The organism is Mycolicibacter virginiensis, from assembly GCF_022374935.2.
Classification (GTDB): Bacteria; Actinomycetota; Actinomycetes; order Mycobacteriales; family Mycobacteriaceae; genus Mycobacterium; species Mycobacterium virginiense.
Window position 1 is genome coordinate 1,340,247 of the sequence record NZ_CP092430.2, and the last position, 22,695, is coordinate 1,362,941.

The 22,695-nt window shown below is 68.4% G+C and carries 21 protein-coding genes; 11 read left to right on the forward strand and 10 right to left on the reverse strand.

Annotated elements, in window-relative coordinates:
- Positions 1-68 precede the first annotated feature (68 nt).
- The gene (locus tag MJO54_RS06690) at positions 69-494 is read left to right on the forward strand and encodes an MmpS family transport accessory protein (protein ID WP_046284227.1); all 426 of its coding nucleotides are present in this window, start codon (positions 69-71) and stop codon (positions 492-494) included.
- Positions 491-3,397, forward strand: coding sequence for an MMPL/RND family transporter (locus MJO54_RS06695; RefSeq protein WP_064888404.1), 2,907 nt, complete (start codon positions 491-493; stop codon positions 3,395-3,397). The genes MJO54_RS06690 and MJO54_RS06695 overlap by 4 nt, the downstream gene beginning before the upstream one ends.
- On the opposite strand, the gene dapD is transcribed toward MJO54_RS06695, so the two are convergent.
- Positions 3,394-4,347 carry a 2,3,4,5-tetrahydropyridine-2,6-dicarboxylate N-succinyltransferase gene (gene dapD / locus MJO54_RS06700; RefSeq protein WP_109469985.1) on the reverse strand — a complete coding sequence of 318 codons (954 nt, stop codon included), beginning with the start codon at positions 4,345-4,347 and terminating at the stop codon, positions 3,394-3,396. The genes MJO54_RS06695 and dapD overlap by 4 nt on opposite strands.
- 103 nt (positions 4,348-4,450) lie before the next feature.
- Here dapD and dapE point away from each other — a divergent pair, with 103 nt between their 5' ends.
- Positions 4,451-5,530 (forward strand): succinyl-diaminopimelate desuccinylase, encoded by a 1,080-nt coding sequence (gene dapE, locus MJO54_RS06705; protein WP_065153669.1) that lies wholly within the window; start codon positions 4,451-4,453, stop codon positions 5,528-5,530.
- Here dapE and MJO54_RS06710 read toward each other — a convergent pair.
- Positions 5,520-7,550, reverse strand: coding sequence for an AAA family ATPase (locus MJO54_RS06710; RefSeq protein WP_065153670.1), 2,031 nt, complete (start codon positions 7,548-7,550; stop codon positions 5,520-5,522). The genes dapE and MJO54_RS06710 overlap by 11 nt on opposite strands.
- Positions 7,551-7,596: 46 nt before the next feature.
- On the opposite strand from MJO54_RS06710, the gene log reads away from it, so the two are divergent.
- The 7 genes from log to MJO54_RS06745 all read left to right on the forward strand — a co-directional run bounded on the left by log (position 7,597) and on the right by MJO54_RS06745 (position 13,166).
- Positions 7,597-8,160, forward strand: a complete 564-nt coding sequence (gene log / locus MJO54_RS06715; protein WP_046286151.1) for a cytokinin riboside 5'-monophosphate phosphoribohydrolase — start codon at positions 7,597-7,599, stop codon at positions 8,158-8,160.
- A 32-nt stretch (positions 8,161-8,192) separates the two neighbouring features.
- Positions 8,193-9,980 (forward strand): long-chain-acyl-CoA synthetase FadD6, encoded by a 1,788-nt coding sequence (fadD6, locus tag MJO54_RS06720; protein WP_046286152.1) that lies wholly within the window; start codon positions 8,193-8,195, stop codon positions 9,978-9,980.
- A gap of 177 nt (positions 9,981-10,157) precedes the next feature.
- Positions 10,158-10,982, forward strand: coding sequence for a dihydropteroate synthase (folP, locus tag MJO54_RS06725; protein ID WP_233428803.1), 825 nt, complete (start codon positions 10,158-10,160; stop codon positions 10,980-10,982).
- 5 nt (positions 10,983-10,987) lie between these two features.
- Positions 10,988-11,926 carry a glucosyl-3-phosphoglycerate synthase gene (locus MJO54_RS06730; RefSeq protein ID WP_046286154.1) on the forward strand — a complete coding sequence of 313 codons (939 nt, stop codon included), beginning with the start codon at positions 10,988-10,990 and terminating at the stop codon, positions 11,924-11,926.
- A gap of 22 nt (positions 11,927-11,948) precedes the next feature.
- Positions 11,949-12,260, forward strand: coding sequence for a DivIVA domain-containing protein (locus MJO54_RS06735; protein WP_046286155.1), 312 nt, complete (start codon positions 11,949-11,951; stop codon positions 12,258-12,260).
- On the forward strand, positions 12,257-12,832 hold the full coding sequence (locus tag MJO54_RS06740) for a DNA-3-methyladenine glycosylase I (RefSeq protein WP_082108399.1): 576 nt from the start codon (positions 12,257-12,259) through the stop codon (positions 12,830-12,832). The genes MJO54_RS06735 and MJO54_RS06740 overlap by 4 nt, the downstream gene beginning before the upstream one ends.
- Positions 12,833-12,998: 166 nt before the next feature.
- On the forward strand, positions 12,999-13,166 hold the full coding sequence (locus MJO54_RS06745) for a DUF3117 domain-containing protein (protein ID WP_003885506.1): 168 nt from the start codon (positions 12,999-13,001) through the stop codon (positions 13,164-13,166).
- Between the two features lie 17 nt (positions 13,167-13,183).
- Here MJO54_RS06745 and glgA read toward each other — a convergent pair whose 3' ends face one another.
- Complete coding sequence (gene glgA / locus MJO54_RS06750) at positions 13,184-14,344, reverse strand: glycogen synthase (RefSeq protein WP_046286157.1); 1,161 nt, start codon at positions 14,342-14,344, stop codon at positions 13,184-13,186.
- Between the two features lie 129 nt (positions 14,345-14,473).
- On the opposite strand from glgA, the gene glgC reads away from it, so the two are divergent.
- A complete protein-coding gene (gene glgC / locus MJO54_RS06755) occupies positions 14,474-15,688 on the forward strand; it encodes a glucose-1-phosphate adenylyltransferase (RefSeq protein ID WP_065153671.1) in 1,215 nt (404 codons plus the stop codon).
- Positions 15,689-15,748: 60 nt separating this feature from the next.
- On the opposite strand, the gene MJO54_RS23610 is transcribed toward glgC, so the two are convergent.
- From MJO54_RS23610 to MJO54_RS06795, 7 genes are all read right to left on the reverse strand, one after another.
- Complete coding sequence (locus MJO54_RS23610) at positions 15,749-17,128, reverse strand: DUF2599 domain-containing protein (protein ID WP_131812833.1); 1,380 nt, start codon at positions 17,126-17,128, stop codon at positions 15,749-15,751.
- A 93-nt stretch (positions 17,129-17,221) separates the two neighbouring features.
- The gene (locus tag MJO54_RS06770) at positions 17,222-17,902 is read right to left on the reverse strand and encodes a methyltransferase family protein (protein WP_046284664.1); all 681 of its coding nucleotides are present in this window, start codon (positions 17,900-17,902) and stop codon (positions 17,222-17,224) included.
- Between the two features lie 19 nt (positions 17,903-17,921).
- Complete coding sequence (locus MJO54_RS06775; RefSeq protein ID WP_046284641.1) at positions 17,922-18,596, reverse strand: methyltransferase family protein; 675 nt, start codon at positions 18,594-18,596, stop codon at positions 17,922-17,924.
- A gap of 10 nt (positions 18,597-18,606) precedes the next feature.
- Positions 18,607-20,241 (reverse strand): ABC transporter permease, encoded by a 1,635-nt coding sequence (locus MJO54_RS06780; protein WP_240175765.1) that lies wholly within the window; start codon positions 20,239-20,241, stop codon positions 18,607-18,609.
- A complete protein-coding gene (locus MJO54_RS06785) occupies positions 20,238-21,143 on the reverse strand; it encodes an ABC transporter ATP-binding protein (RefSeq protein ID WP_046284642.1) in 906 nt (301 codons plus the stop codon). Before MJO54_RS06785 ends, MJO54_RS06780 begins: the two co-directional genes overlap by 4 nt.
- On the reverse strand, positions 21,133-21,768 hold the full coding sequence (locus tag MJO54_RS06790; RefSeq protein ID WP_046284643.1) for a TetR/AcrR family transcriptional regulator: 636 nt from the start codon (positions 21,766-21,768) through the stop codon (positions 21,133-21,135). The genes MJO54_RS06785 and MJO54_RS06790 overlap by 11 nt, the downstream gene beginning before the upstream one ends.
- 81 nt (positions 21,769-21,849) lie before the next feature.
- Positions 21,850-22,512: an O-methyltransferase gene (locus MJO54_RS06795; protein WP_065153672.1), complete on the reverse strand. Its 663-nt coding sequence runs from the start codon at positions 22,510-22,512 to the stop codon at positions 21,850-21,852.
- Positions 22,513-22,695 lie beyond the last annotated feature (183 nt).

Below are 22,695 nucleotides of genomic sequence, written 5' to 3' on the forward strand. Positions count from 1 at the left end.
ACTTAATTAGCTTAGCTACCTGGAGCGGAGACGGCGGCCGGCCTGGTCAACGTCGGGGAAGGCAGACGATGAAAAGGCTGATCAGCCGGGTTTGGCTGCCCGCTTTGATCGTGACGGCTGTTGCGGCAGGAGCTGTCACGGTCGCCCAGCTGCGGACCGTGTTCGGTGCGCATCCGGTCGTGGTGACCGACTTGTCTTCGGACAACGCCGAGGACTTCAACCCGAAGTTCGTGACATACGAGATCTTCGGCTCGGGCACCACTGCCGTCATCAACTACATGGACCTCGAAGGTAAGCCGCAGCGCGTCACCGATGTGGCGCTGCCGTGGACCCTGACTCTGCAGACCACCTTGCCCTCGGTGATGCCCAACATCCTGGCCCAGGGCGACGGCGACAGCATCAGCTGCCGGGTGACCGTCGACGACGAGGTCAAACAGGAAAGGACGGCTACCGGAGTGAACGCCGAAACCTTCTGCTTTGTGAAGGCCGCATGAGCGCGCCGACGGCCGGAGCGCCGACCGAACCCATTCCGGCAGCGCGTCACGCTGCGCGCCCGCGGCTTCCCCGATTCATCCGGAAGTTCGCGGTGCCGATCATCCTGGCCTGGATCGCCTTCGTCGCCGTACTGAACATCGTCGTGCCGCAGCTCGAGGAAGTCGGCAAGATGCGTGCGGTGTCGATGAGTCCCAACGACGCACCGTCGATGATCGCTACCAAGCGCGTCGGAAAGGTGTTCGAAGAGTACGACACTTCCAGCTCGGTGATGATCGTGCTCGAAGGCGAAGAGCCGCTGGGGGCGGCGGCACACGAGTTCTATGACCAGATGGTGCGCGATCTGCGTGCCGACACCGCCCACGTGCAGCACGTCCAAGACTTCTGGGGCGACACACTGACTGCCAAGGGGGCACAGAGCGCCGACGGCAAGGCTGCCTACGTTCAGGTCTACATCGCCGGTGACCAAGGGGAGACGCTGGCCAACGAGTCGGTGGACGCGGTGCGCCACATCGCGTCCGAAGGGCCCGCCCCGGCCGGCGTGAAGGCCTACGTGACGGGGCCGGCGGCAACAAGTTCCGACCAGAACCACGTCGGCGACAAGAGCATGGAAACCATCGAGATGCTCACCTTCGCCGTCATCACGGTGATGTTGTTGGGCGTCTACCGATCCATCATCACCACGCTGATCGTGCTGCTGATGGTCGTCTTCGAACTGTCGGCCGCCCGAGGACTGGTGGCATTCCTGGGATTCCACAACCTGTTCGGCCTCACGACCTTCGCGACCAACATGCTGGTGACGTTGGCCATCGCCGCCTCCACCGATTACGCGATCTTCCTGATCGGTCGATATCAGGAGGCGCGCAAAGCCGGCGAAGATCGAGAAACCGCTTATTACAGCATGTTCCACGGAACCGCGCATGTGGTGCTGGCCTCCGGGCTGACCATTGCCGGGGCCACCTTCTGCCTGCACTTCACTCGGCTGCCGTACTTCCAGACGATGGGTTTCCCGCTGTCGATCGGCATGGTGATCGTGGTCGCCGCGGCGTTGACCCTGGGGCCCGCGGTCATCTCGGTGTGCAGTCGCTTCGGGCGTGTGCTGGAACCCAAGCGCGTCAGCCGGTCGACCGGGTGGCACCGGGTCGGTACGGCCACCGTCCGCTGGCCCGGCGCGATCCTCGTGGCCGCCGTCGCCGCCGCGCTGATCGGCCTGCTCACGCTGCCCGGATATCACACCAGCTACAACGACCGCATCTACCTGCCCGATGACGTCGCGGCGAACGTGGGCTACTCAGCGGCGTTCCGGCACTTCTCCCAGGCGAAGATGAACCCGGACCTGATGATGATCGAAACCGATCGGGATCTGCGTAACCCGGCCGACTTCCTGGTGATCGACAAGATCGCGAAGGCCCTCAAGAACGTGCACGGCATCGCCCAGGTGCAGACCATCACCCGCCCCGACGGGGACCCGATCAAACATTCCACGATCCCCTACACCGTCGGCCAAAGTGGCACGGCCCAGTTGATGAACAACGACTATATGCAGACCAACCTGGAGAACCTGCTCAAGCAGGCCGATGATCTGCAGGCCAGCATCGACTCGATGACCGAGATGATGAGCATCCAGCAGGATCTGGCCGAGGTGTCGCAGCGGATGGCCGACAAGATGTCCAACACGGCCGTCGACATCGGCGAAATGCGGGACCACATGGCTGATTTCGACGACTTCTTCCGGGTGTTCCGCAACTACTTCTACTGGGAACCGCACTGCTTCGACATCCCCATCTGCCATGCTCTGCGGTCGATCTTCGACGCCCTGGACGGCGTCGACACGATGTCCGGTGACTTCGACGAGCTGGTTCCCGACATGCAACGGATGGCCGAGCTGATGCCGCGGATGGTTGCGGTGATGCCGGCGCAGATCCAGTCGATGAAGAATCAGAAGCAGACGTTGCTCAACCAGTACCAGGTGCAGAAAGCCCAGCAGGACCAGAACATCGCGATGCAGGAGAATTCCACCGCGATGGGCGAGGCGTTCGACGCCGCCAAGAACGACGATTCGTTCTACCTGCCGCCGGAGGCCTTCGACACCGCCGACTTCAAGCGCGGCATCAAGCTGTTCATGTCGCCGGACGGTCATGCGGTGCGGTTCACCATCATTCACCAGGGTGACCCGTTGACTCCCGAGGGAATATCACGTGTCGAATCGCTGAAGGTCGCGGCGGCCGACGCGATCAAGGGAACGCCGTTCGAGGGGGCCAAGATCTACCTCGGCGGCAGCGCGGCGATGTTCTACGACATGCAGCAGGGCGCCAACTACGACTTGCTGATCGTGGCGACGGCCGCACTGATCCTGATCTTCATCATCATGATGGTGTTGACCCGCGCGGTGGTCGCCGCGACGGTGATCGTCGGCACGGTGGTGCTCAGTCTCGGTTCGGCGTTCGGGCTGTCGGTGCTGATCTGGCAACACATCGTGGGCATTCCGCTGCACTGGATGGTGCTGCCGATGTCGGTCATCGTGCTGCTCGCCGTCGGTGCGGATTACAACCTGCTACTGGTCTCGCGGATCAAGGAGGAGATCCACGCGGGCCTGCACACCGGGCTGATTCGCGCCATGGTCGGCACCGGTGCCGTGGTCACGGCCGCGGGTCTGGTGTTCGCCTTCACCATGGCCTCCATGGCGGTCAGCGCCTTGATCGTGATCGGGCAGGTCGGCACGACCATCGGGCTGGGTCTGCTCTTCGACACCCTGATCGTTCGGTCGCTGATGACACCGTCGGTTGCGACCCTGCTCGGGCGCTGGTTCTGGTGGCCGCAGGTCGTGCGTCCTCGGCCGGTTCCGCAGCCCTGGCCGCAGCCGATCCAGCGGGACCCCGCGAAGGAGGAGCAGGCGCTGGTCTAGTTGGCGTGCAGGTCCTCGTTGAGGGCGATGCCCTGGCCGTCCCGGGCCACCACCTCGACCGCGCCCGTCTGCGAGTTGCGGCGGAACAGCAGGTTGTTGCCGCCGGCCAGATCGCGGGCCTTGGCCGTGCTGCCGTCGGGCAGGGTGACCTTGGTTCCGGCGGTGACGTACAGCCCGGCCTCGACTACGCAGTCGTCGCCCAGCGGGATGCCCAGCCCGGCGTTCGCGCCCAGCAAGCAGCGCTTGCCGATCGAAATCACCTGGGTCCCACCGCCAGACAGCGTGCCCATGATCGACGCGCCGCCGCCGACATCGGAGCCGTCGCCGACCACCACGCCCGCCGAGATGCGGCCTTCAACCATCGAGGCGCCCAGCGTGCCCGCGTTGAAGTTGACGAAGCCTTCGTGCATCACCGTGGTGCCGGATGCGAGGTGCGCACCCAGGCGCACCCGGTCCGCGTCGGCGATGCGCACGCCCGAGGGCAGCACGTAGTCGACCATGCGGGGGAACTTGTCCACCCCGTAGACCGTCACTGGGCCGCGCCGGCGCAGCCGGGCACGCGTCGACTCGAAGCCCTCGACAGCACACGGCCCGTAGTTGGTCCACACCACGTTGGTCAGCACGCCGAACAGTCCGCCGGCGTTGAGTCCGTGCGGCACCACCAGCCGGTGCGAGAGCAGGTGCAGGCGCAGGTAGGCGTCGTAGGCGTCGACGGCGGTGTCGTCCAGCGCGCCGATCACGGTGCGCACCGCGACCGTCTCGGTGCCGCGGTCCTCGTCGGCACCGAGCAGTCCGGCCAGTTCGGCGGGCACGTCGCCCGCGGCAAGGCGGGTGGTCCCGGCTTGACCCGAACCGCCCAACTCCGGTGCGGGAAACCAGGTGTCGAGCACGGATCCGTCTGCGGCCAGCGTCGCTACCCCGACGCCCGAAGCTCCAGTCACGCTGGTCAGGCTACGTTCTCCGCGCGAGAAGACGCAAAAGCCCCCTGCGGACCCGAAAATTGGGGGCTTTCACGTCTGCTCGGCGGGGAAACGCACCCACTAAGCTGAGTCTGTGCTGGACCTGCGCTCCGACCCGATTGCCCTGACCGCAGCGCTGGTGGACATTCCCAGCGAGTCGCGGCACGAAGCGCGTATCGCCGACGAGGTCGAAGCCGCGCTGCGGGCGCAGGCGCCCGGGTTCGAGATCATTCGCGACGGCGACGCGGTGCTGGCCCGCACCCACCTGGGGCGCCCGAACCGGGTGCTGCTGGCCGGGCATCTGGACACGGTGCCGGTGGCCGGCAACCTGCCCAGCCGGCGCACCACCACCGCCGACGACGGCGACGTCCTGCACGGTTGCGGCACCGTCGACATGAAATCCGGTGTCGCCGTGTTCCTGCACCTGGCCGCCACCCTCACCGAGCCCGTGCACGATCTGACTTGCGTGTTCTACGACTGCGAGGAGATCGAGGCGGCCGCCAACGGGCTGGGCCGCATCGAACGCAACTTGCCGGACTGGCTCGCGGCTGATCTCGCCATCCTCGGTGAACCCACCGGCGGCTACATCGAGGCCGGCTGCCAGGGCACGTTGCGGGTCGTCGTCACCGCGACCGGGACCCGGGCACATTCGGCGCGGTCCTGGCTGGGCGACAACGCTATCCACAACCTGGGGGCGGTGCTGAATCGGCTGGCCGCCTACCAGCCGCGCAGTATCGACATCGATGGCTGCGTCTACCGCGAGGGCCTGTCGGCGGTGCGCATCGAAGGCGGGGTGGCCGGCAACGTCATCCCCGATGCCGCGAGCGTGACCGTGAACTTCCGCTTCGCCCCCGACCGCACGCCCCACGAGGCGCTGATCCACGTGCAGGAGGTTTTCGACGGCCTGCACGTCAAGATCGAGCAGACCGACGCCGCCGCCGGCGCGCTGCCGGGGCTCACCGCACCCGCCGCCGCCGCGCTGGTGGCCGCCGCGGACGGACAGGTTCGGGCCAAGTACGGCTGGACCGACGTGTCCCGGTTCGCCGCTCGCGGCATCCCCGCGGTCAACTACGGCCCCGGTGATCCCAACCTTGCCCACACCGTCGACGAGCGGGTGCCGGTCGGGCAGATCAGCGCGGTGGCCGACCTGTTGCGCGGCTTCCTCAGCTCTTAAGCCGTTCCAGCGCGCTTCGGCCGAACGCGCAGTCGACCTCGTCGCACAGCCGGGCCAGCGGATCCACGGCCCGGGCATCGCCGAGCTGGGCGGCGGTGTCCCAGGCCTGCAACGCCACCGCCCACTGCCCGGTGCGCTCGGCCATCCGGGCGGCCTCGCGGGCCGCGGTGATGGCGCCGTGCTGATCGCGCATGCCGGCCCGCTGCCACGCCCGCGCCACCCCCAACTCCGGCGCGAACAGCGCCGATTTGGTGCCGTGCCGGGATTCGGCCCGGCTCAACGCCTTTGCCGCGCCCGCGATGTCGGCCTGGCGGGCCAACGCGGTGGCCAGCAGCGTCAGCGACAGCGGTCCCCACGAGTAGCCGGTACGTTCCAGCGTGGCCGCGGCTGGTGCCAACAATTTGGTCGCAGCGCCGTACTCTTCGGCGGCGATCAGCACCTGCGCCACCAGCACCTCGCCGATCGCCCGGCCAGGCTGGGACAGCTCGGCGAAATCGGTGAACTGCCAGGCCAGTTCGCGCGCCTCGGCGAGGCGGTCGGCCATCAGCAGTGCGGTGATCTCGGCCAGCCCAACGGTGAACCGCAGCACCCCGGGATGTTCGGCGTCCAGCGCACGGCGCGCCAAGGGGCCGACATCGTCGAAGCGGCCGGATCGCGCCGCGCACAGGGCCGCGGCGCTGCCCGCCCAGGCCACCGCCATGTCGTCGGCGGCCGGGTCGGCCAGGACCGCGGTGGCAGCCTCGACGGCGCGACCGATGTTGCCGGCGTTCATCGCGAAGGTGGCGCCGAGCGCATCCAGGGTGATGCGCGGGGCCGCGCCGGTCACCCGACCACGTGTGGCCGCCAGGAAGGCGGTGGCGCGTTCGGGCTCGCCCAACATGAAGAATTGATTGGCGGCCCGCGGCAGCGCCCACGCCATCAACTCCGGCTCGCTCAGACCGGCCGGGTCGACGGCCGCCAGCACCGCGTCGGCGTCGCGCCCGCGGCCCTGCCAGCCCAGCGCGTGCGCCAACGCCAGGCGGGCCGCCAGCTCATCCGACCGGTCCAGGGCGTGACGGGCCAGCCGCTCACCCAGTTGCAGGTCGCCCAGTCGCAACGCCTGCTGGGCGGCGTCCACCACCGCGGCGGCGGGCTGGGGCGCGTCGCTGTCGGCGGCCAGCGCCGCCAGCCGCAACTGCTCGCCGACATGGGCGCACGGCCGGGCTGCCAGCGCTCCGACCACATCGCTGCGCCGGGCACGCGCCTGGTCGACTCCCAGCGCGCCGCGGGCCCGCTCGGCGAACAGCGGGTGCGCGGTGTAGACCACCGGGTCCGGTTCGCGGCCGCCGCGAGCGCGGGTCTCCACCGCGCCCAGCTCCTCGGCCTGGCGGACCGCGTCGGCGCTGGTGAGGCTGATCAGGTCGACCAGCGCCAGCGGTTCGAAGACGGCCAGGTAGTCCAGCACCGCACGCGCGTCGGCCGGCAACCCCGCCACGAAGGCATCCACGTCGCGACCGGCCTCACCCGCCTCAGCTGAGGCGGTGATGTCGATGCGAGTCAGCAGATCGTCGCCCCACAGCGCGGTGATCGGCGGCGGAGGCGCAGGCGAGCAGTCGGCGCGCCCGGTGACGATCACCCGGGCCGTCCCGGTCAGCGCCAGTTGATAGACCAACGTCGCCGACAAGATGTCGAGCAGATGGGCGTCGTCGACCACCAGCAGCAGTTCGCCCCCCGCATCGACCAACGACGCGCGTGCCGCCCGCAGCAGCGCGGCGGGCTTGCCGATGTCGGCCACCTGAACCAGATGGCTGAAGGCGCCGAATGGCACATCGCGCTCGGCGGGGGTGCCGATCACCCAGCACGCCCGGGTCCCGGGATGGCGGTCGGCGTAGTCCTCAGCCGCCAACCGGGCCAGGGTGGACTTGCCGCACCCGTCGGGTCCGAGCACCACCGCGCCGGCCCGGGGCCCGCCGGCATCGAGTGCTGCGGTGAGCTGATGCAACGCCGCCGAATGCTCGGGGACGTTCCACCGGATCGGCATCGCCGAGAGTTTACGGTCTGAGCCAACGGCCCGATAGCCTTTCGGTGTGCGGTCGAGCGAATGGGCGGTCTGTGTCTACTGCGCGTCGGGCCCCAGCGATCCGGCACTGCTGGCACTGGCCGCCAAGGTCGGTGCGGCAATCGCCGAACGGGGTTGGACGCTGGTGTGGGGAGGCGGCAACGTCTCGGCGATGGGTGCCCTGGCGGTGGCCGCCCGCGAGCGCGGCGGGCGCACCGTCGGGGTGATCCCCAAGGCGCTGCTGCACCGCGAGGTGGCCGATGTCGACGCCGACGAGCTGATCGTCACCGACACCATGCGCGAGCGGAAGAAGGTCATGGATGACCGCGCCGACGCGTTCCTGACCCTGCCCGGCGGCATCGGCACGCTGGAAGAGCTGTTCGAGACCTGGACCGCCGGGTATCTCGGCATGCACGACAAAGAGGTGGTGCTACTCGATCCCGATGGCCACTACGAGGGGCTGTGGACGTGGCTGTCAGGGCTGATCGACACCGGTTTCGTAGCCCGGCGTGCGATGGATCGTCTGCTGGTGTTCGGCGAGATGGAGGCGGCGCTGGACGCCTGTTCACCCGGTACCGCCGGTACCGGTTAAGCTCTCGATTTTCGGCGAAATGAGGCGATAACGTGTCCGACCACGACTCCGGCACCGTCACCCAGGTGGGACTGGTCGACGTTCTGGCCCGCACCCCCCGCCTGCTGGCCGACGGGCCGACCATCCTGCGCGGGCTGTGGACCGGGCTGCGAGCTCGCCCCACCTCCAAGGCCTCGATCGGCAAGGTCTTCCAGGACCGCGCGGCCCAAGTCGGTGATCGGGTCTTCATCCGGTTCGGCGAGCAGCAACTGACCTATCGCGAAGCCAACGAGACCGTCAACCGCTACGCCGCCGTGCTGGCCGCGCGCGGCGTCGGCCACGGCGATGTCGTCGGGATCATGCTGCGCAACTCCCCGGACGCGGTGTTGATGATGCTGGCCGTCGCCAAATGCGGTGGGGTCGCCGGCATGCTCAACTACCACCAGCGCGGTGACGTGCTGGCCCACAGCCTGGGCGTGCTGGGCGCCACCCTGCTGATTGCGGAGTCCGACCTGGTCGATGCCGTCAAGGAGTGCGGCTGCACCGACGCGCCGGTGACCATCGAGGAGTTCCGCCGGCTTGCCGCCACCGCACCGGACGGCAATCCCGCCTCCGTCAACGCGGTGCTGGCCAAGGACACCGCGTTCTACATCTTCACCTCCGGCACCACCGGCTACCCCAAAGCCAGCGTGATGACGCACTACCGGTGGTTGCGTGCGCTGGCGACCTTCGGCGGCGTGGGGCTGCGGCTGCGCGGCAACGACACGCTGTACTGCTGCCTGCCGCTGTACCACAACAATGCGCTGACGGTCGCGGTGTCGTCGGTGCTCAACGCCGGTGCCACCCTGGCCCTGGGCAAGTCGTTCTCGGCCTCGCGGTTCTGGGACGAGGTGATCGCCGCGGACGCCACGGCCTTCGTCTACATCGGCGAGCTCTGCCGGTACCTGCTCAACCAGCCCGCCAAGCCCACCGATCGCGCGCACAAGGTGCGGGTGATCGCCGGCAACGGGCTGCGGCCGGAGATCTGGGACGAGTTCACCCACCGGTTCGGCATCAAGCGGGTCTGCGAGTTCTACGCCGCCAGCGAGAGCAACAGCGCCTTCCTCAACGTGTTCAACGTGCCGCGCAGCACCGGCGTCTACCCGCTGCCGCTGGCCTATGTGCAGTACGACCCCGACACCGGCCTGCCGCTGCGCGGCGCGGACGGCTGGGTGCAACGGGTGCCTGCCGGCCAGCCCGGACTGTTGCTGAGCCCGGTGAACCGGTTCTCGCCGTTTGACGGCTACACCGACCCGGAGGCTAACGAGAAGAAGCTGGTGCGCAACGCTTTCCGCGACGGCGACTGCTGGTTCAACACCGGTGACCTGATGCGCCCACAGGGCATGGGGCACGCCGCGTTCGTCGACCGGCTCGGCGACACCTTCCGATGGAAGGGCGAGAACGTTGCCACCACCCAGGTCGAGGCCGCGCTGAGCGCCGACGACGCGATCGAGGAGTGCGCCGTCTACGGCGTCGAGGTGCCCGGGACCGGCGGCCGTGCCGGGATGGCCGCGGTCAAACTGCGCGACGGTGCGACCTTCGACGGGGCGGGGCTGGCCGCCGTGGTCTTTGACCAGCTGCCCTCCTATGCGGTGCCGCTGTTCGTGCGGGTGGTGCCGTCGATGGCCCACACCACCACGTTCAAGAGTCGCAAGGTGGAGCTGCGCGAGGAGGGCTACGGCGGCGGTGGTGCCGTGATCGAGGACCCGCTGTACGTGCTGGCCGGCCGCGGCGAAGGCTACGTGCCGTTCTACGCCGACTATCCCGGCGAAGTGGCCGCGGGAAAGCGTCCGCAGGGCTGACCTTTCTGCTTCTGCGCCGAAACCGACGTTTTGCAGGCCGCTACTCGGACTTTCTCTGCAAAACGTCGGTTTCGGCGGGTCAGGGCTGACGATTGCGGTCCCACATCCACCAGGCACCATGGAGCAGTGCAGTCCCACTTCTGCGGTCGCCCGGCGGCGGCTGATCGAGCGCTGATCATGGCGATCATCAACCGCACCCCCGACTCGTTCTACGACGCGGGCGCCACGTTCACCGACGAGGCGGCCAAGTCCGCCGTGCACCGCGCCGTGGCCGACGGCGCCGACGTCATCGACGTCGGCGGGGTCAAGGCCGGCCCGGGGGAGACTGTCGACGCCGACACCGAGACCGCCCGGGTGGTGCCGTTCATCGAATGGCTGCGCAGCGCCTACCCCGATCAGCTGATCAGCGTGGACACCTGGCGTGCGGAGGTGGCCAAACGCGCCTGCGCGGCCGGTGCCGACCTGATCAACGACACTTGGGCCGGGATCGACCCGGACCTGCCGGCAGTGGCCGCCGAGTTCGGGGCGGGGCTGGTCTGCTCGCACACCGGAGGCGCGAAACCGCGCACCCGTCCCTTCCGGGTGAGCTACGGCACCAGCGTCGACGGGGTGGTGAAAGCGGTGATCAGCGAGGTCACCGCGGCCGCGGAACGGGCGGTGGCGGCCGGGGTGGCCCGGGATCGGGTGCTGATCGATCCCACCCATGATTTCGGCAAGAACACCTTCCACGGGCTAGCGTTGTTGCGACATACGGAGGATTTGGTCGGTACCGGATGGCCGGTGCTGATGGCGCTCTCCAACAAAGACTTCATCGGGGAGACTCTTGGAGTGGGTCTCACCGAACGACTGGACGGAACATTGGCGGCCACCGCGATGGCGGCGGCCGCTGGAGCCCGGATGTTTCGGGTTCACGAGGTCGGGCCGACCCGGCGCGTACTGGAGATGGTGGCATCGATCCAGGGCGTGCGGGCCCCGACCCGCACAGTAAGGGGACTGGCTTGACCGACATGGTCTGGGCCCCGGGTGACACCCGGCTGGCCGAGCGTACCTGGACCCGGCCGCAGTGGACGGTGGCCGAGCTGTTGGCTGCCAAGGCCAAGACCGGTCGCAGCGTCTCGGTGGTGCTGCCCGCGTTGAACGAGCAGGCGACCATCGAATCGGTCATCGACAGCATCACGCCGCTGGTCGACAACCTGGTCGACGAACTGATCGTGCTGGACTCCGGCTCCACCGATGACACCGAGATCCGCTCCATCGCTGCCGGTGCTCGCGTCGTCAGCCGCGAACAGGCCGTCCCGGAGGTCGCGCCGCAGCCCGGTAAGGGCGAAGCCCTGTGGCGGTCGCTGGCGGCCACCAGCGGCGACATTGTGGTGTTCATCGACTCCGACCTGATCGATCCCGATCCGATGTTCGTGCCCAACCTGGTCGGGCCGCTGCTCAGCGGAGACGGCGTCCACCTCGTCAAAGGCTTCTATCGGCGGCCGCTGAAAGTCAACGGCACTGAGGAGCCCACCGGCGGTGGCCGGGTGACCGAGTTGGTGGCCCGACCGCTGTTGACCGCGCTGCGCCCCGATCTGGGCGCGGTGTTGCAGCCGCTGGGCGGTGAGTACGCGGGCAGCCGCGAGCTGTTGGCGTCGGTTCCGTTCGCACCCGGCTACGGGGTGGAGATCGGGCTGTTGATCGACACCTACGACCGGCTGGGCCTAGAGGCCATCGCCCAGGTCAACCTCGGAGTGCGCGCACATCGCAACCGCCCGCTGTCGGAGCTGGCGGTGATGAGCCGCCAAGTCGTCGCCACGTTGCTGTCGCGGTGCGGCGTCCCGGATTCCGGGGTAGGCCTCACCCAGTTCGTGGCCGACGGCCCGGACGGGATGGACTATCTGCCGCGCACCACGCCCTTGTCGCTGGTCGACCGGCCACCGATGAACACCTTGCGCCAGCGCTGACCGGGTTGCCACTATCGATGCCGTGACACTGGTGTTGTTGTATCTCGTTGTGCTCGTCCTCACCGCGTTGTTGCTGTTCGGGGTGGCCAGCACGCTGTTCGGCCGGGGTGAGCAGCTGCCGCCGCTGCCGCGGGCGACGACGGCGACCATGCTGCCGGCCTCCGGGGTCACCGGTGCCGATGTCGACGCGGTCAAGTTCTCCCAGGTGCTGCGCGGCTACAACACCGGTGAGGTCGACTGGGTGCTGGAGCGCCTCGGTGCCGAGCTCGACCAGCTCCGCGGCGAGCTCGCCGCGGCGCAGGCGGCCGCCGAGACGGCAGCGGAGTCGAGTTGAGCGGCGTGCCCGACGATGGCCAGATCCGGTGCGGCTGGGTCGACGCCGCCTCGGAGCTGTACCGCGACTATCACGACCAGGAGTGGGGACGTCCGGTGCGGGACTCGACCGCACTGTTCGAGCGGGTCAGTCTGGAAGCGTTCCAGAGCGGATTGTCGTGGCTGGTGATTCTGCGTAAGCGGGAGAACTTCCGGCGCGCGTTCGCCGATTTCGACGTGGAGACCGTCGCGCGTTTCACCGACGCCGATGTGGCCCGACTGATGGACGACGCCGGCATCGTGCGCAACCGAGCCAAGATCGAGGCGACGATCGCCAACGCCCGCGCGACTATTGATCTGGGCTCCACTGATTTGGCGGACCTGTTGTGGTCATTCGCCCCGCCGCCGCGTCCGCGCCCGGCGGACCTGTCGGCAATTCCGGCGGTCACGCCGGAATCGACGGCGATGGCGCGCGAATTGAAGCGTCGTGGGTTCCGATTCGTGGGGCCTACGACCGCGTATGCGTTGATGCAGGCCACGGGCATGGTCGACGACCACGTCCGGGCATGTTGGGTGCCACCGGTAACCGTCTAGATCCACTAAAATGCACTACGGAATCGGGTCTTGTGCACGCGCCGTCGTCGATAGGGGAGAATGGCGGAGTGAATTTGCAGTTCGATGCCGGACGCTGCGACTGCCGTGCACACCCGGCGCAGATCATGGGCACGGCTTGCGGGCTGGTACCTGGAGGGAGCACTCGATGGCGGCGATGAAGCCCCGGACCGGCGACGGTCCGTTGGAAGCGACCAAAGAGGGGCGAGGCATCGTGATGCGAGTACCGCTTGAGGGCGGTGGACGACTGGTCGTCGAGTTGACTCCCGATGAGGCGGCCGCGCTCGGCGACGAACTCAAAGCCGTCACCAGCTAACTTGTGACGGTCGGGGGCTAGCGGCCCGCCTGCCGGTAGACCGCCAAGGTCTGCTCGGCCACTCGCGCCCAGGAGAACACCTCCTCGCAGCGACGCCTGCCGGCGTCGCCGTAGCGCTGCGCGCGGCCCGGGTCGGTGATCAACGCGTTGACCGCTGCGGCGAGTCCGGCGTGATACCCGTCCGGATCGGCGGCGTCGTAGTGGACCAGGGTGCCGGTCTCGCCGTCGGTGACCACCTCAGGGATGCCGCCGACATCGGAGGCGACCACGGCGGTGCCGCAGGCCATCGCCTCCAGATTGACGATGCCCAACGGCTCGTAGACCGATGGGCACACAAAAACCGTTGCCGCCGCCAGTAATTCGCGGATCTGCCGAGCGGGCAGGGTCTCCTGTATCCAGAACACCCCGCTGCGGGTGGCGGCCAGATCGGCCACGGCGGCGCTGACCTCGTCGGCGATCTCCGGTGTGTCAGGGGCGCCGGCGCACAACACCAATTGCGTGTCGGGGTGGAACCGGTGGGCGGCGGCCACCAGATGCGCCACCCCCTTCTGGCGGGTGATCCGCCCGACGAAGGCCACCATCGGCCGGTCGGGGTCGACACCGAGTTCGGCCGGCATCGAATTGGCGCCGGTGGGCTGCGGACGCCAGACCTCGGTGTCGATGCCGCTGTAGATCACGTGTACGCGGTCCGGGCGCAGCTCCGGGTAGACCCGCAGCAGATCGTCGCGCATGGCCGAGCTGACCGCGATGACCGCGTCGGCGGCGATCGTGGCCTCCTTCTCGGCCCACGACGACACCCGGTAGCCGCCGCCCAGCTGTTCGGCTTTCCAGGGGCGCAGCGGCTCCAGCGAATGCGCGGTCAGCACATGCGGGATGTCGTAGAGCAGCGCTGCCAGCCGGCCGGCCAGCGCGGTGTACCAGGTGTGGGAGTGGGCGACATCGGCCGTGCTGACGGCGTCGACCATCGTCAGATCGGCCGACAGCGTCCCCAGCGCCGGATTGGCGTCGCGCAGCGCCGGATCGGGCTGATGCGCGTGCGCGCCCGGCCGGGGCGCACCCATGCAGTGCACGTCGACGTGACACAACCGGCGCAAGGCCTCCACCAGGTTGGTGACGTGCACACCCGCGCCGCCATAGATCTCCGGAGGGTATTCCCGAGTCAGCATCGCCACCCGCATAACCGGCACGGTAGCGGTCGCCGATCACCGGCCGCGCAGCGGATCGATCGGTGATTTTTTTGTAAAGAACGTTCGCCAATCGTGCGGTCAACCTGGCAGGGGTTCGCAGTGGCCGATAGGTTTGTGGCCATGAGGGAAGCGCCGCATGTGCTGGGCATCGTCCTGGCCGGTGGGGAGGGCAAGCGGCTGCACCCGCTGACCGCGGACCGCGCCAAGCCGGCGGTCCCCTTCGGGGGTGCCTACCGGTTGATCGACTTCGTGCTGTCGAATCTGGTCAATGCGCGCTACCTGCGGATTTGTGTTCTGACGCAGTACAAGTCGCATTCGCTGGACCGGCACATCTCGCAGAACTGGCGGTTGAGCGGCCTGGCGGGGGAGTACATCACCCCGGTGCCCGCCCAGCAGCGCCTCGGCCCGCGCTGGTACACCGGGTCCGCCGATGCCATCTATCAGTCGCTGAACCTGATCTTCGACGAGGACCCGGACTACATCGTGGTCTTCGGAGCCGACCATGTGTACCGGATGGACCCCGAGCAGATGGTCCGCTTCCACATCGCCAGCGGGGCCGGGGCGACTGTCGCCGGGGTGCGGGTGCCGCGCGGGGAAGCGTCCTCGTTCGGGTGCATCGACGCCGACGAATCCGGCCGGATTCGCGGTTTCCTGGAGAAGCCGGCGAACCCTCCTGGCACACCCGATGATCCAGACAGCACGTATGTGTCGATGGGCAACTACGTGTTCACCACCAAGGTGCTGATCGATGCGATCCGCGCCGACGCCGACGATGACCACTCCGACCACGACATGGGCGGCGACATCATGCCGCGTCTGGTGGCCGACGGAATGGCTGCGGTCTACGACTTCTCCGACAACGAGGTGCCCGGCGCCACCGAGCGGGACCGCGGCTACTGGCGTGACGTCGGAACCCTGGACGCGTTCTACGACGCGCACATGGACTTGGTGTCAGCGCACCCGGTGTTCAACCTGTACAACAACCGCTGGCCGATTCACGGCGCGACTGAGAATCTGGCGCCGGCGAAGTTCGTCAATGGGGGCTCGGCGCAGGAGTCGGTGGTGGGCGCCGGCAGCGTCATCTCGGCGGGATCGGTGCGCAACTCGGTGCTGTCGTCGAATGTGGTGATCGACGACGGCGCGATCGTGGAGGACAGCGTGATCATGCCCGGGGCCCGGGTGGGCCGCGGCGCGGTGGTGCGCCACGCCATCCTCGACAAGAACGTCGTGGTCGGCCCCGGCGAGATGATCGGGGTCGACTTGGAGAAGGACCGGGAGCGGTTCTCCATCAGCGCCGGCGGTGTGGTCGCCGTCGGCAAGGGCGTGTGGATCTAGCTAGCGGCGATCGCAAGCGCGGCGGAGCCGGGCGCTGCGGGTCGCCGCCATCGGGCCGGGCTAGAACGGTTCTTCGGCGCCGCCGGGGTTGCAGCCGTTAGCGAGCAGGTTCAGTGAGCTCACGTCCGGACGCCACGGCTCCAGGTTCCAACTGGTCTTACCGGGCTGGATGAACTCGGCGAACTGCCAGTGGCACAGGAACTGCGCGCGCATCCCGGCGTTGTTGGCCTCCGGGTTGCGCTTGACGACCTCCGCCCAGGCCTGCTCGCCCTGGCGCAGGGTGCCGGGCTCGCCCGCCTCGGTTCGGCCGGTCTCGGTCGGATAGACCCGCAGGCTCTCCTTTTGGTCATCGCCGTAAGTCACCCACTGGGTGTTCGCGACGTACGGCGCCGCGCTGATGCCCGCGGCCCCCAGGAAGCCGCCCGAGCCGCCCAGGCCACCGGCGCCGCCTTCACCGCCGAGGCCGCCGTCGCCGCCGCGCCCGAACGCCCACCCACCCGCGCCGCCGTCACCGCCGGCGCCGCCGTTGTCGTCCTCGTCGCCCTCGCCACCGACGCCGCCGTCGCCTCCGCGACCCAGCCACCAGGCACCTGCGCCGCCTACTCCGCCGTCGCCGCCGATGTTGCCCTCAACACCGGTGCCCCCGGCGCCGCCGGTGCCGCCGGTGCCTAACAGCATCCCGAGCCCCACGCCGCCGGTGCCGCCGACCGCGCCCGCGCCGCCGGCACCCCCCGCTCCGCCCAGGCCCATGAACCAGCCGCCGGCCCCGCCGTCGCCGCCGGCGGCACCGACACCGCCCAGCCCGCCTGCGCCACCGTTGCCGAAGAATCCTGCGTCGCCGCCGGCACCGCCGATGCCGTCGATACCCACGACGCCGGCTCCGCCGTCGCCGAACAGGAAGCCGCCATCACCGGCGTCGCCGAACCAGCCCCACTGACCGAACAGGCTGGTGTTCACGCCGTCGAAGCCGTCGATGCCGTCGCCGATCAGGTCGCGGCCGAACAGTGTGGCAAACGGTGCGTTGATCAGGCCGAGGCTCAGCTCGCCGAACGGGCTGGCGATCCACTGCTGCAATCCGGCGTGCAGGGGCGCGTAGATGTATTGGTTCACCAACTCGGCGGTGTCGAGTGACTGACTCGGGCCCGGCAGGGCCAGCACGGCGTCGATGACGTCGGAGAACAGCTTGTTGGTAGCCGGATCGAGTTGGTCGGTGAAGGACTGGACCAGCGCCATCAGGCTGCCGAGGTCGAGCCCGCCTGCCGCACTACCGGCGACGTCCACCGGCGCGGCGGCATCGAGCAGCCAGTCCCAATCCGCCTGCGCGGGGGCGGCGGCCAGTAGCGGGGTGAGGCCGACGATCAGGGCACCGGTCGCTGCAGCGGCCGTCCGGGTGGGGGAGAGAGTGCGACCACCGCTGCCGCCTCGCACGCGTGAGCGCATGGCCACCGACCTCCCTGAGTCCCGTTAACAGCTAGAGCTCAGGGAACTATAAGTCAATTGCGTGGCTCGCGGTATCGGAGCCGGGAGTAGCGACTACCAGAGGTAGGGCAGCAATCGGTACCGGACCCGGTGGGTGTATTCGCGGTATCCGCTGAGCTCCTGGGTCAGCAACTGCTCCTCGTCGAGGATTCGCACCACCAGCATGGGCACGCTGATCACCGTGCCGGCCAACCCCCAGTACGAGCCGAGCGCCGGCGCGAGACCGGCCATGGTGACCAGCAGCGAGAAGTACATCGGGTGTCGGACCAGGCCGTACATGCCGGTCGATATCACCGGCTGGTTGTCCTCGATGGTGATGTTGGCCGCGGCGTAGCCGTTCTCTACGACGGCCAGGATGCCGAGACACAATCCGATGACCACCACGACCTGGCCCAGCACCGATACCGCCGTCGGCGCTGTGGACCAACCGAAGCGGTGATCCAGCGCGCTGACCACGAACACCGAACCGAATGCCGCGATCAGGGCGGTGCTGGCCAGCTTCTGCGCGAACCGGGTTTCGGCTTTCGGCCCGCCCCGTAGCCGCCGCTGCAGCACCGCCGGGTTCGTCAGACCCCAATAGATGCAGCAGGCGATGCTGATGACGGCGTAGATCGCCAGGAACACCCAGGCCTGCCAGTAGTCGAAGGTGCCTGCCGGCCAGAACAACAGCAGGCCGTAGACGACCGCCGCGATCAGCCCGTAGCCCACACCTTGACCGATTGCCTTGACGTTCATGCGCGTCTCCTTCTGCGTCTCACCACACATAGGGCAGCAGCCGATAGCGCACCCGCTCGGTGTACTCGCGATAGCAGCTGAGCTCGTGAATCAGCAACTGCTCCTCGTCGAAGATGCGCACGATCAGCAGGGCCATGCCCGGTAGCAGCAAGGCCAGCCCCCAGTAGGAGCCGAGCGCGAGTGGGACACCGGTCATCAATGCGACGTTTCCGGTGTACATCGGATGGCGCACCACCCCGTAGAGGCCGGTGGAGACCAGGGTCTGGCCGGCTTCGACCGTGACATTGGCTGCCGCGTAACCGTTCTGGATGACCACGACCATGGCGAGCACCAGCCCGACCGCCACCAGAGCATCGCCGAGCAGGCAGACCGCCGTCGGGACCGCCGACCAACCGAGGCGGTGATCGACCGCGCTGAGTACGAAGAGGGCGGGAAAACAGATGAAGATGGCCGTGATGACGATCCGTTGCAGTGGCCGCGTCTCTGCCCGCGGGCCGACCTGCATCCGCCGATCCAAGGCGGCCGGATTGGTGCGCATCAGGTAGACGCTGGGAATCCAGGTGGACGCGGCGAACACCGCGAGGAATACCCAGGCCTGCCAGTAGTGCAGTGTCCCGGCCGGCACGAACAGCAGCAGCCCGAAGGCGATCAGACCCAAGGTTGCTGAGAACAAGCCTTTACCAATGGTTTTCACGTCCTCCTCCTCACGTCGTGAGATCTCTGCGTCGGAAAGCCTGCACGCCCAGGCCGATCAGTGCGGTGTCGATCGCCAACAGCACGATCAGCGGCGCGACGGTGAACGTGCCGTCACCGACCAGCGGGATGTGCGCGAACGGTTCGAAGTCGAGTACCCACTGCGGCAGACCGGAGATGGAGCCGAGCAGGTACAGCGCGACGAACCCGGTCAGCACCGCCCACGCGGCGGGCGTGACCCTCGGGACGAGCCCGAACAAGGCGACCGCCACAGCCGCCGGTAGCCAGACCGCCGGCATCTGCACAGCAGCGCTGCCCAGCACCACCGGCAACTGCTCGCCGATGTCACCGGCAGCAGTCCCGTAAACGATTCCGGCCACCAGCCCGGCGGCGAGCATCGCGAACATCGATCCAGCCAGTGCGGTCACCAGATGGCTTGCCAGCCAACGGTTTCGCGACAGCGCTCCGGCTAGCAGCGTCTCGGCGCGCGTCGCGGTCTCCTCCTGGTGCAGCCGAAGTACCAGCGACACCGCGAACGCGGCGGCGACCATACCCAGCATGCTGAAGGCCACCGCGACGAATGCGTGCTCTAATGCCGCGGTGCCGCCGAGTCGGATGACGACGTCGCGGGCGCGGTCACTGCCCACCTCGTCGCCGATACCGTGCACCACGCTGCCGACCAGCAATCCGTAGAGCAGCAGGCCGGTCGTCCACAACAGCAGCACCCCGCGGTCGAGCCGCCACGCCAGGCCGAACGCACCGCCCAGTGTCGGCGCCGCCCGGAGCGGGCCCGGACGATCGGCCAGCAGCCCGGCGCCGACATCACGACGGGCGGCCAGTCGATAAGCCAGCCAGATGAGTGCACCCGTGATCGCCAGATGTAGCAGCAGCACCCACCAGCGGTCACCGGCGTAGGGCCGGACCTGCAGCGACCAGCCCAGCGGCGACAACCAGGACAGCCCGCCCGATCCCGCATCACCCACGGCGCGCAGGGTGAAGGTGCCGGCCAGCACGCCGAACGCGGCGCCGCGGGCGAACCGGGCGCTGGGCGACAGCTGGGCGGCGACCGCGGCCACGGCGGTGAACACCAGCCCGGAGCAGGCCAGTGCCGCGCCGAACGCGCACGACCCGGCCGCCGGCACTTCGGTGGTCAGCAGTCCCGCCGTCCCGATCACGCCGGTGGCCACCGATGCGCCGGCCGCCAACAGCAGTGCACCGGTCAGCCCGGCGTAGCGGCCCACCGCGGTCGAGTCGATCAACTCGGTGCGGCCGGTCTCCTCGTCGGCGCGGGTGTGCCGGATGACGGTCAGAATCACCGCCACTGCGATCAGAAGGTGGAAGATCCCGGCCTTCCAGATGCCCACCGCGCCGAGGGAGTCGTTGTAGACCTGGCCGTACATCGCGCGTTGCGCCGGGCTGGCCATGATGGTGGCCGCCAGGCCGGCGCGGTCGGCGGCGGTGGGATAGATCGCCTCGATGCTGGCGATGTAGACGCTGGCCAGCGGCAGCGACAACAGCAGCACCCAAAGTGGCAGCACGATGCGGTCGCGGCGCAGGTATAGCCGCAGCAACCCCAGCGTGCCAACGAGATTCGATCGGCCACGGCGGTATTGCGGTGACGCGGACTGCGCGACGAGGGTGGTCATGCCCGGACCGTGTCGTAGTGACGCAGGAACAGCTCTTCGAGCGTCGGCGGCTGGCTGGTGAGGCTGCGCACGCCGGCTGCGCCGAGCACCGCGATGAGCTCCGCGAGGCTGGCGCTGTCGACCTGGGCGTGCAGCACGGTGCCGGTGTATCGCACGTCTGCGACGCCCGGGATGCGGGTCAGATCACCGGGGTCGCGCATGAGATCGGCCTGAATTGACGTGCGCCGTAGGTGCCGCAGGGATTCCAGTGCACCGCTTTCGACCACGCGCCCGGCCCGGATGATCGTCACCCGCTGGCACAGCTTCTCGGTCTCGGCCAGGATGTGGCTCGAGAGCAGAACGGTGGCGCCGCGACGGCTCGCCTCGGCGACGCACTGCTGGAAGACGTTCTCCATCAAGGGGTCCAGGCCGCTGCTGGGCTCGTCGAGCACGAGCAGCCGGGCGTGCGAGGAGAAGGCGGAGATCAGCGAGACCTTCTGGCGGTTGCCCTTGGAATAGGTCCGGGCTTTCTTGCTGGGGTCTAGGTCGAAGCGTTCGATCAGCTCGTCGCGGCGGCGCTCATCGATGCCGCCGCGCATTCGCGCCAACAGGTCGATGATCTCGCCGCCGGTCAACGATGGCCAGAGCGTGACATCGCCGGGCACGTAGGCGATCTCGCGGTGCAGCTCGACCGCGTCGGTCCACGGGTCACCACCCAGAAGCCGCACGGTTCCGCTGTCGGCCTTCACCAGGCCCAGCAGGATGCGGATCGTGGTGGATTTGCCGGCGCCGTTGGGGCCGAGAAAGCCGTGCACCTCACCGCCGTAGACGGTCAGATCCAGTCCGTCGAGCGCCTTGACCTGGCCGAAACTCTTCTCCAGGCCCCGGATTTCGATTGCCGGCCAACGGTTGTCAGGTCGCATCGGTTCCCCCTTGTTCGGTCGCCAGGAAAGCGTCGTACATGGTGCGGTCGGTCATCAGGCCCTCGGTGTACAGCTCGAGTGCGGGTAGGACCATGTCGCGGGCGTAGTCACGCAACACGGCGCGCAGATCAGTCGGGTTCTCGTGCATCTGCAGATACAGCAGGAATCCGCCGCCGTTGTTGATGGCCAGGAAACGGGCTCGGGCTTTCGGGTCGCGGCTGGGTTTGAGGGTCCCGGCGCGTACACCCTCGTCCAGGTAGCCCTCGGCGTTGTCGATCATCCGGCGCCACAACGTGTTCGCCAGCTCGCTGCCGGACTGCATGCTGCGGACCAGGTAGGCCATCATCGGCGCATAGGACTCGATTTCAGCCATCGCGGCGAACCAGGTTCCCGGGTCGGCCGAGCGCATCGCCTCGGATTTGCCGCTGCGGATCTCTTCGGCGACGAACTCGTCGCAGGCCTTGCGCAACCCGTCTTTGGAGCCGAAGTGGTGGATGACCAGCGCGGCGCTGACTCCGGCGGCCTCGGCGATGGCCCGGATGCTCACGCTGAAACCGTGCCGCCCGAACTGGTCGATGGCCGCATCGCGGATTTTCGCCGTAGCCGTCAGGTCCGCTGAACGCATGTTCAATACGCTAAACACGCGTTCAGTCGGGTGTCAAGGCCTTTGGCCCCGGCCGCACCGGGGGAATTACTCGCGGGGGAACTAGTCGCGGACGGCGGCCAGCAGGCCGTCTCCCAGCGGAATCAGCGCCGGGGTCAACCGCTCGTCCACGGCGATCAGTCGGGCGGCTTCGCGCACCGCGATCACCTCGGCGTCGTTGGCGCTCGGATCTCCGGCCCGGCCGCCCAAGGCGGCCCGGTGCACTACGACCACGCCGCCGGGTCGCAGCAGTCGCACGGCCTCCAGCACGTATTCAGGCTGGTCGATCGGGTCGGCGTCGACGAACACCAGGTCGTAGGACTCGTCGGCCAGTCGGGTCAGCACCTCTTGGGCGCGGCCGCTGATGAAGCGGGTCCGGCCGGGACCGATGCCGGCGTCACCGAACGCCTGCTTGGCGGTGCGCTGATGCTCGGGCTCGATGTCGATCGTGGTCAGCACACCGTCTTCGCCCATGCCCGACAGCAGCCACAGTCCGCTGACGCCGGCCCCGGTGCCCACCTCGACCACCGCCTTACCGCCGCTGAGCTTGGTCAGCAAGCTCAGCAGCGCCCCGACCGCGGCGCTGATCGACGCGACGCCGATCTCGCCGGCCCGATCGCGGGCGGCCGCCAAAACCGCGTCCTCGGTCATCGAGTCCTCGGCGTGCGCCAAAAGTGCGTCGGCTCGACTGCGCGGCTCCCCGGGAGTGTCGTCGGTGCTGGCCATGTCCGCAGCGTAGGACAAAGGCGTTTCGGCCCGCGCACCGGCGCGCCCGCCCGACACGCCCGGGCCGGGGGCCGTGTCCGAACTGTTACCTGGACGTATAACCGCAGTGCTCGGCGTATTCGAACACAGGTTCACAGTCGGCGTTCAGTGACAGCACAGAGCTGACATACAGCGATAGGCAAC

Excerpts from the sequence above, each read along its gene's own strand:
- folP (WP_233428803.1), top strand. The coding sequence starts at position 10,158 with ATGGCGATCATCAACCGCACCCCCGACTCGTTCTACGACGCGGGCGCC.
- MJO54_RS06745 (WP_003885506.1), top strand. The coding sequence starts at position 12,999 with ATGGCGGCGATGAAGCCCCGGACCGGCGACGGTCCGTTGGAAGCGACC.
- MJO54_RS06710 (WP_065153670.1), bottom strand. The coding sequence starts at position 7,550 with ATGCCGATCCGGTGGAACGTCCCCGAGCATTCGGCGGCGTTGCATCAG.
- MJO54_RS06730 (WP_046286154.1), top strand. The coding sequence starts at position 10,988 with ATGGTCTGGGCCCCGGGTGACACCCGGCTGGCCGAGCGTACCTGGACC.
- MJO54_RS06790 (WP_046284643.1), bottom strand. The coding sequence starts at position 21,768 with ATGCGTTCAGCGGACCTGACGGCTACGGCGAAAATCCGCGATGCGGCC.
- MJO54_RS23610 (WP_131812833.1), bottom strand. The coding sequence starts at position 17,128 with ATGCGCTCACGCGTGCGAGGCGGCAGCGGTGGTCGCACTCTCTCCCCC.
- MJO54_RS06785 (WP_046284642.1), bottom strand. The coding sequence starts at position 21,143 with ATGCGACCTGACAACCGTTGGCCGGCAATCGAAATCCGGGGCCTGGAG.
- MJO54_RS06795 (WP_065153672.1), bottom strand. The coding sequence starts at position 22,512 with ATGGCCAGCACCGACGACACTCCCGGGGAGCCGCGCAGTCGAGCCGAC.
- glgA (WP_046286157.1), bottom strand. The coding sequence starts at position 14,344 with ATGCGGGTGGCGATGCTGACTCGGGAATACCCTCCGGAGATCTATGGC.
- MJO54_RS06690 (WP_046284227.1), top strand. The coding sequence starts at position 69 with ATGAAAAGGCTGATCAGCCGGGTTTGGCTGCCCGCTTTGATCGTGACG.
- MJO54_RS06695 (WP_064888404.1), top strand. The coding sequence starts at position 491 with ATGAGCGCGCCGACGGCCGGAGCGCCGACCGAACCCATTCCGGCAGCG.
- glgC (WP_065153671.1), top strand. The coding sequence starts at position 14,474 with ATGAGGGAAGCGCCGCATGTGCTGGGCATCGTCCTGGCCGGTGGGGAG.
- MJO54_RS06770 (WP_046284664.1), bottom strand. The coding sequence starts at position 17,902 with ATGAACGTCAAGGCAATCGGTCAAGGTGTGGGCTACGGGCTGATCGCG.
- MJO54_RS06780 (WP_240175765.1), bottom strand. The coding sequence starts at position 20,241 with ATGACCACCCTCGTCGCGCAGTCCGCGTCACCGCAATACCGCCGTGGC.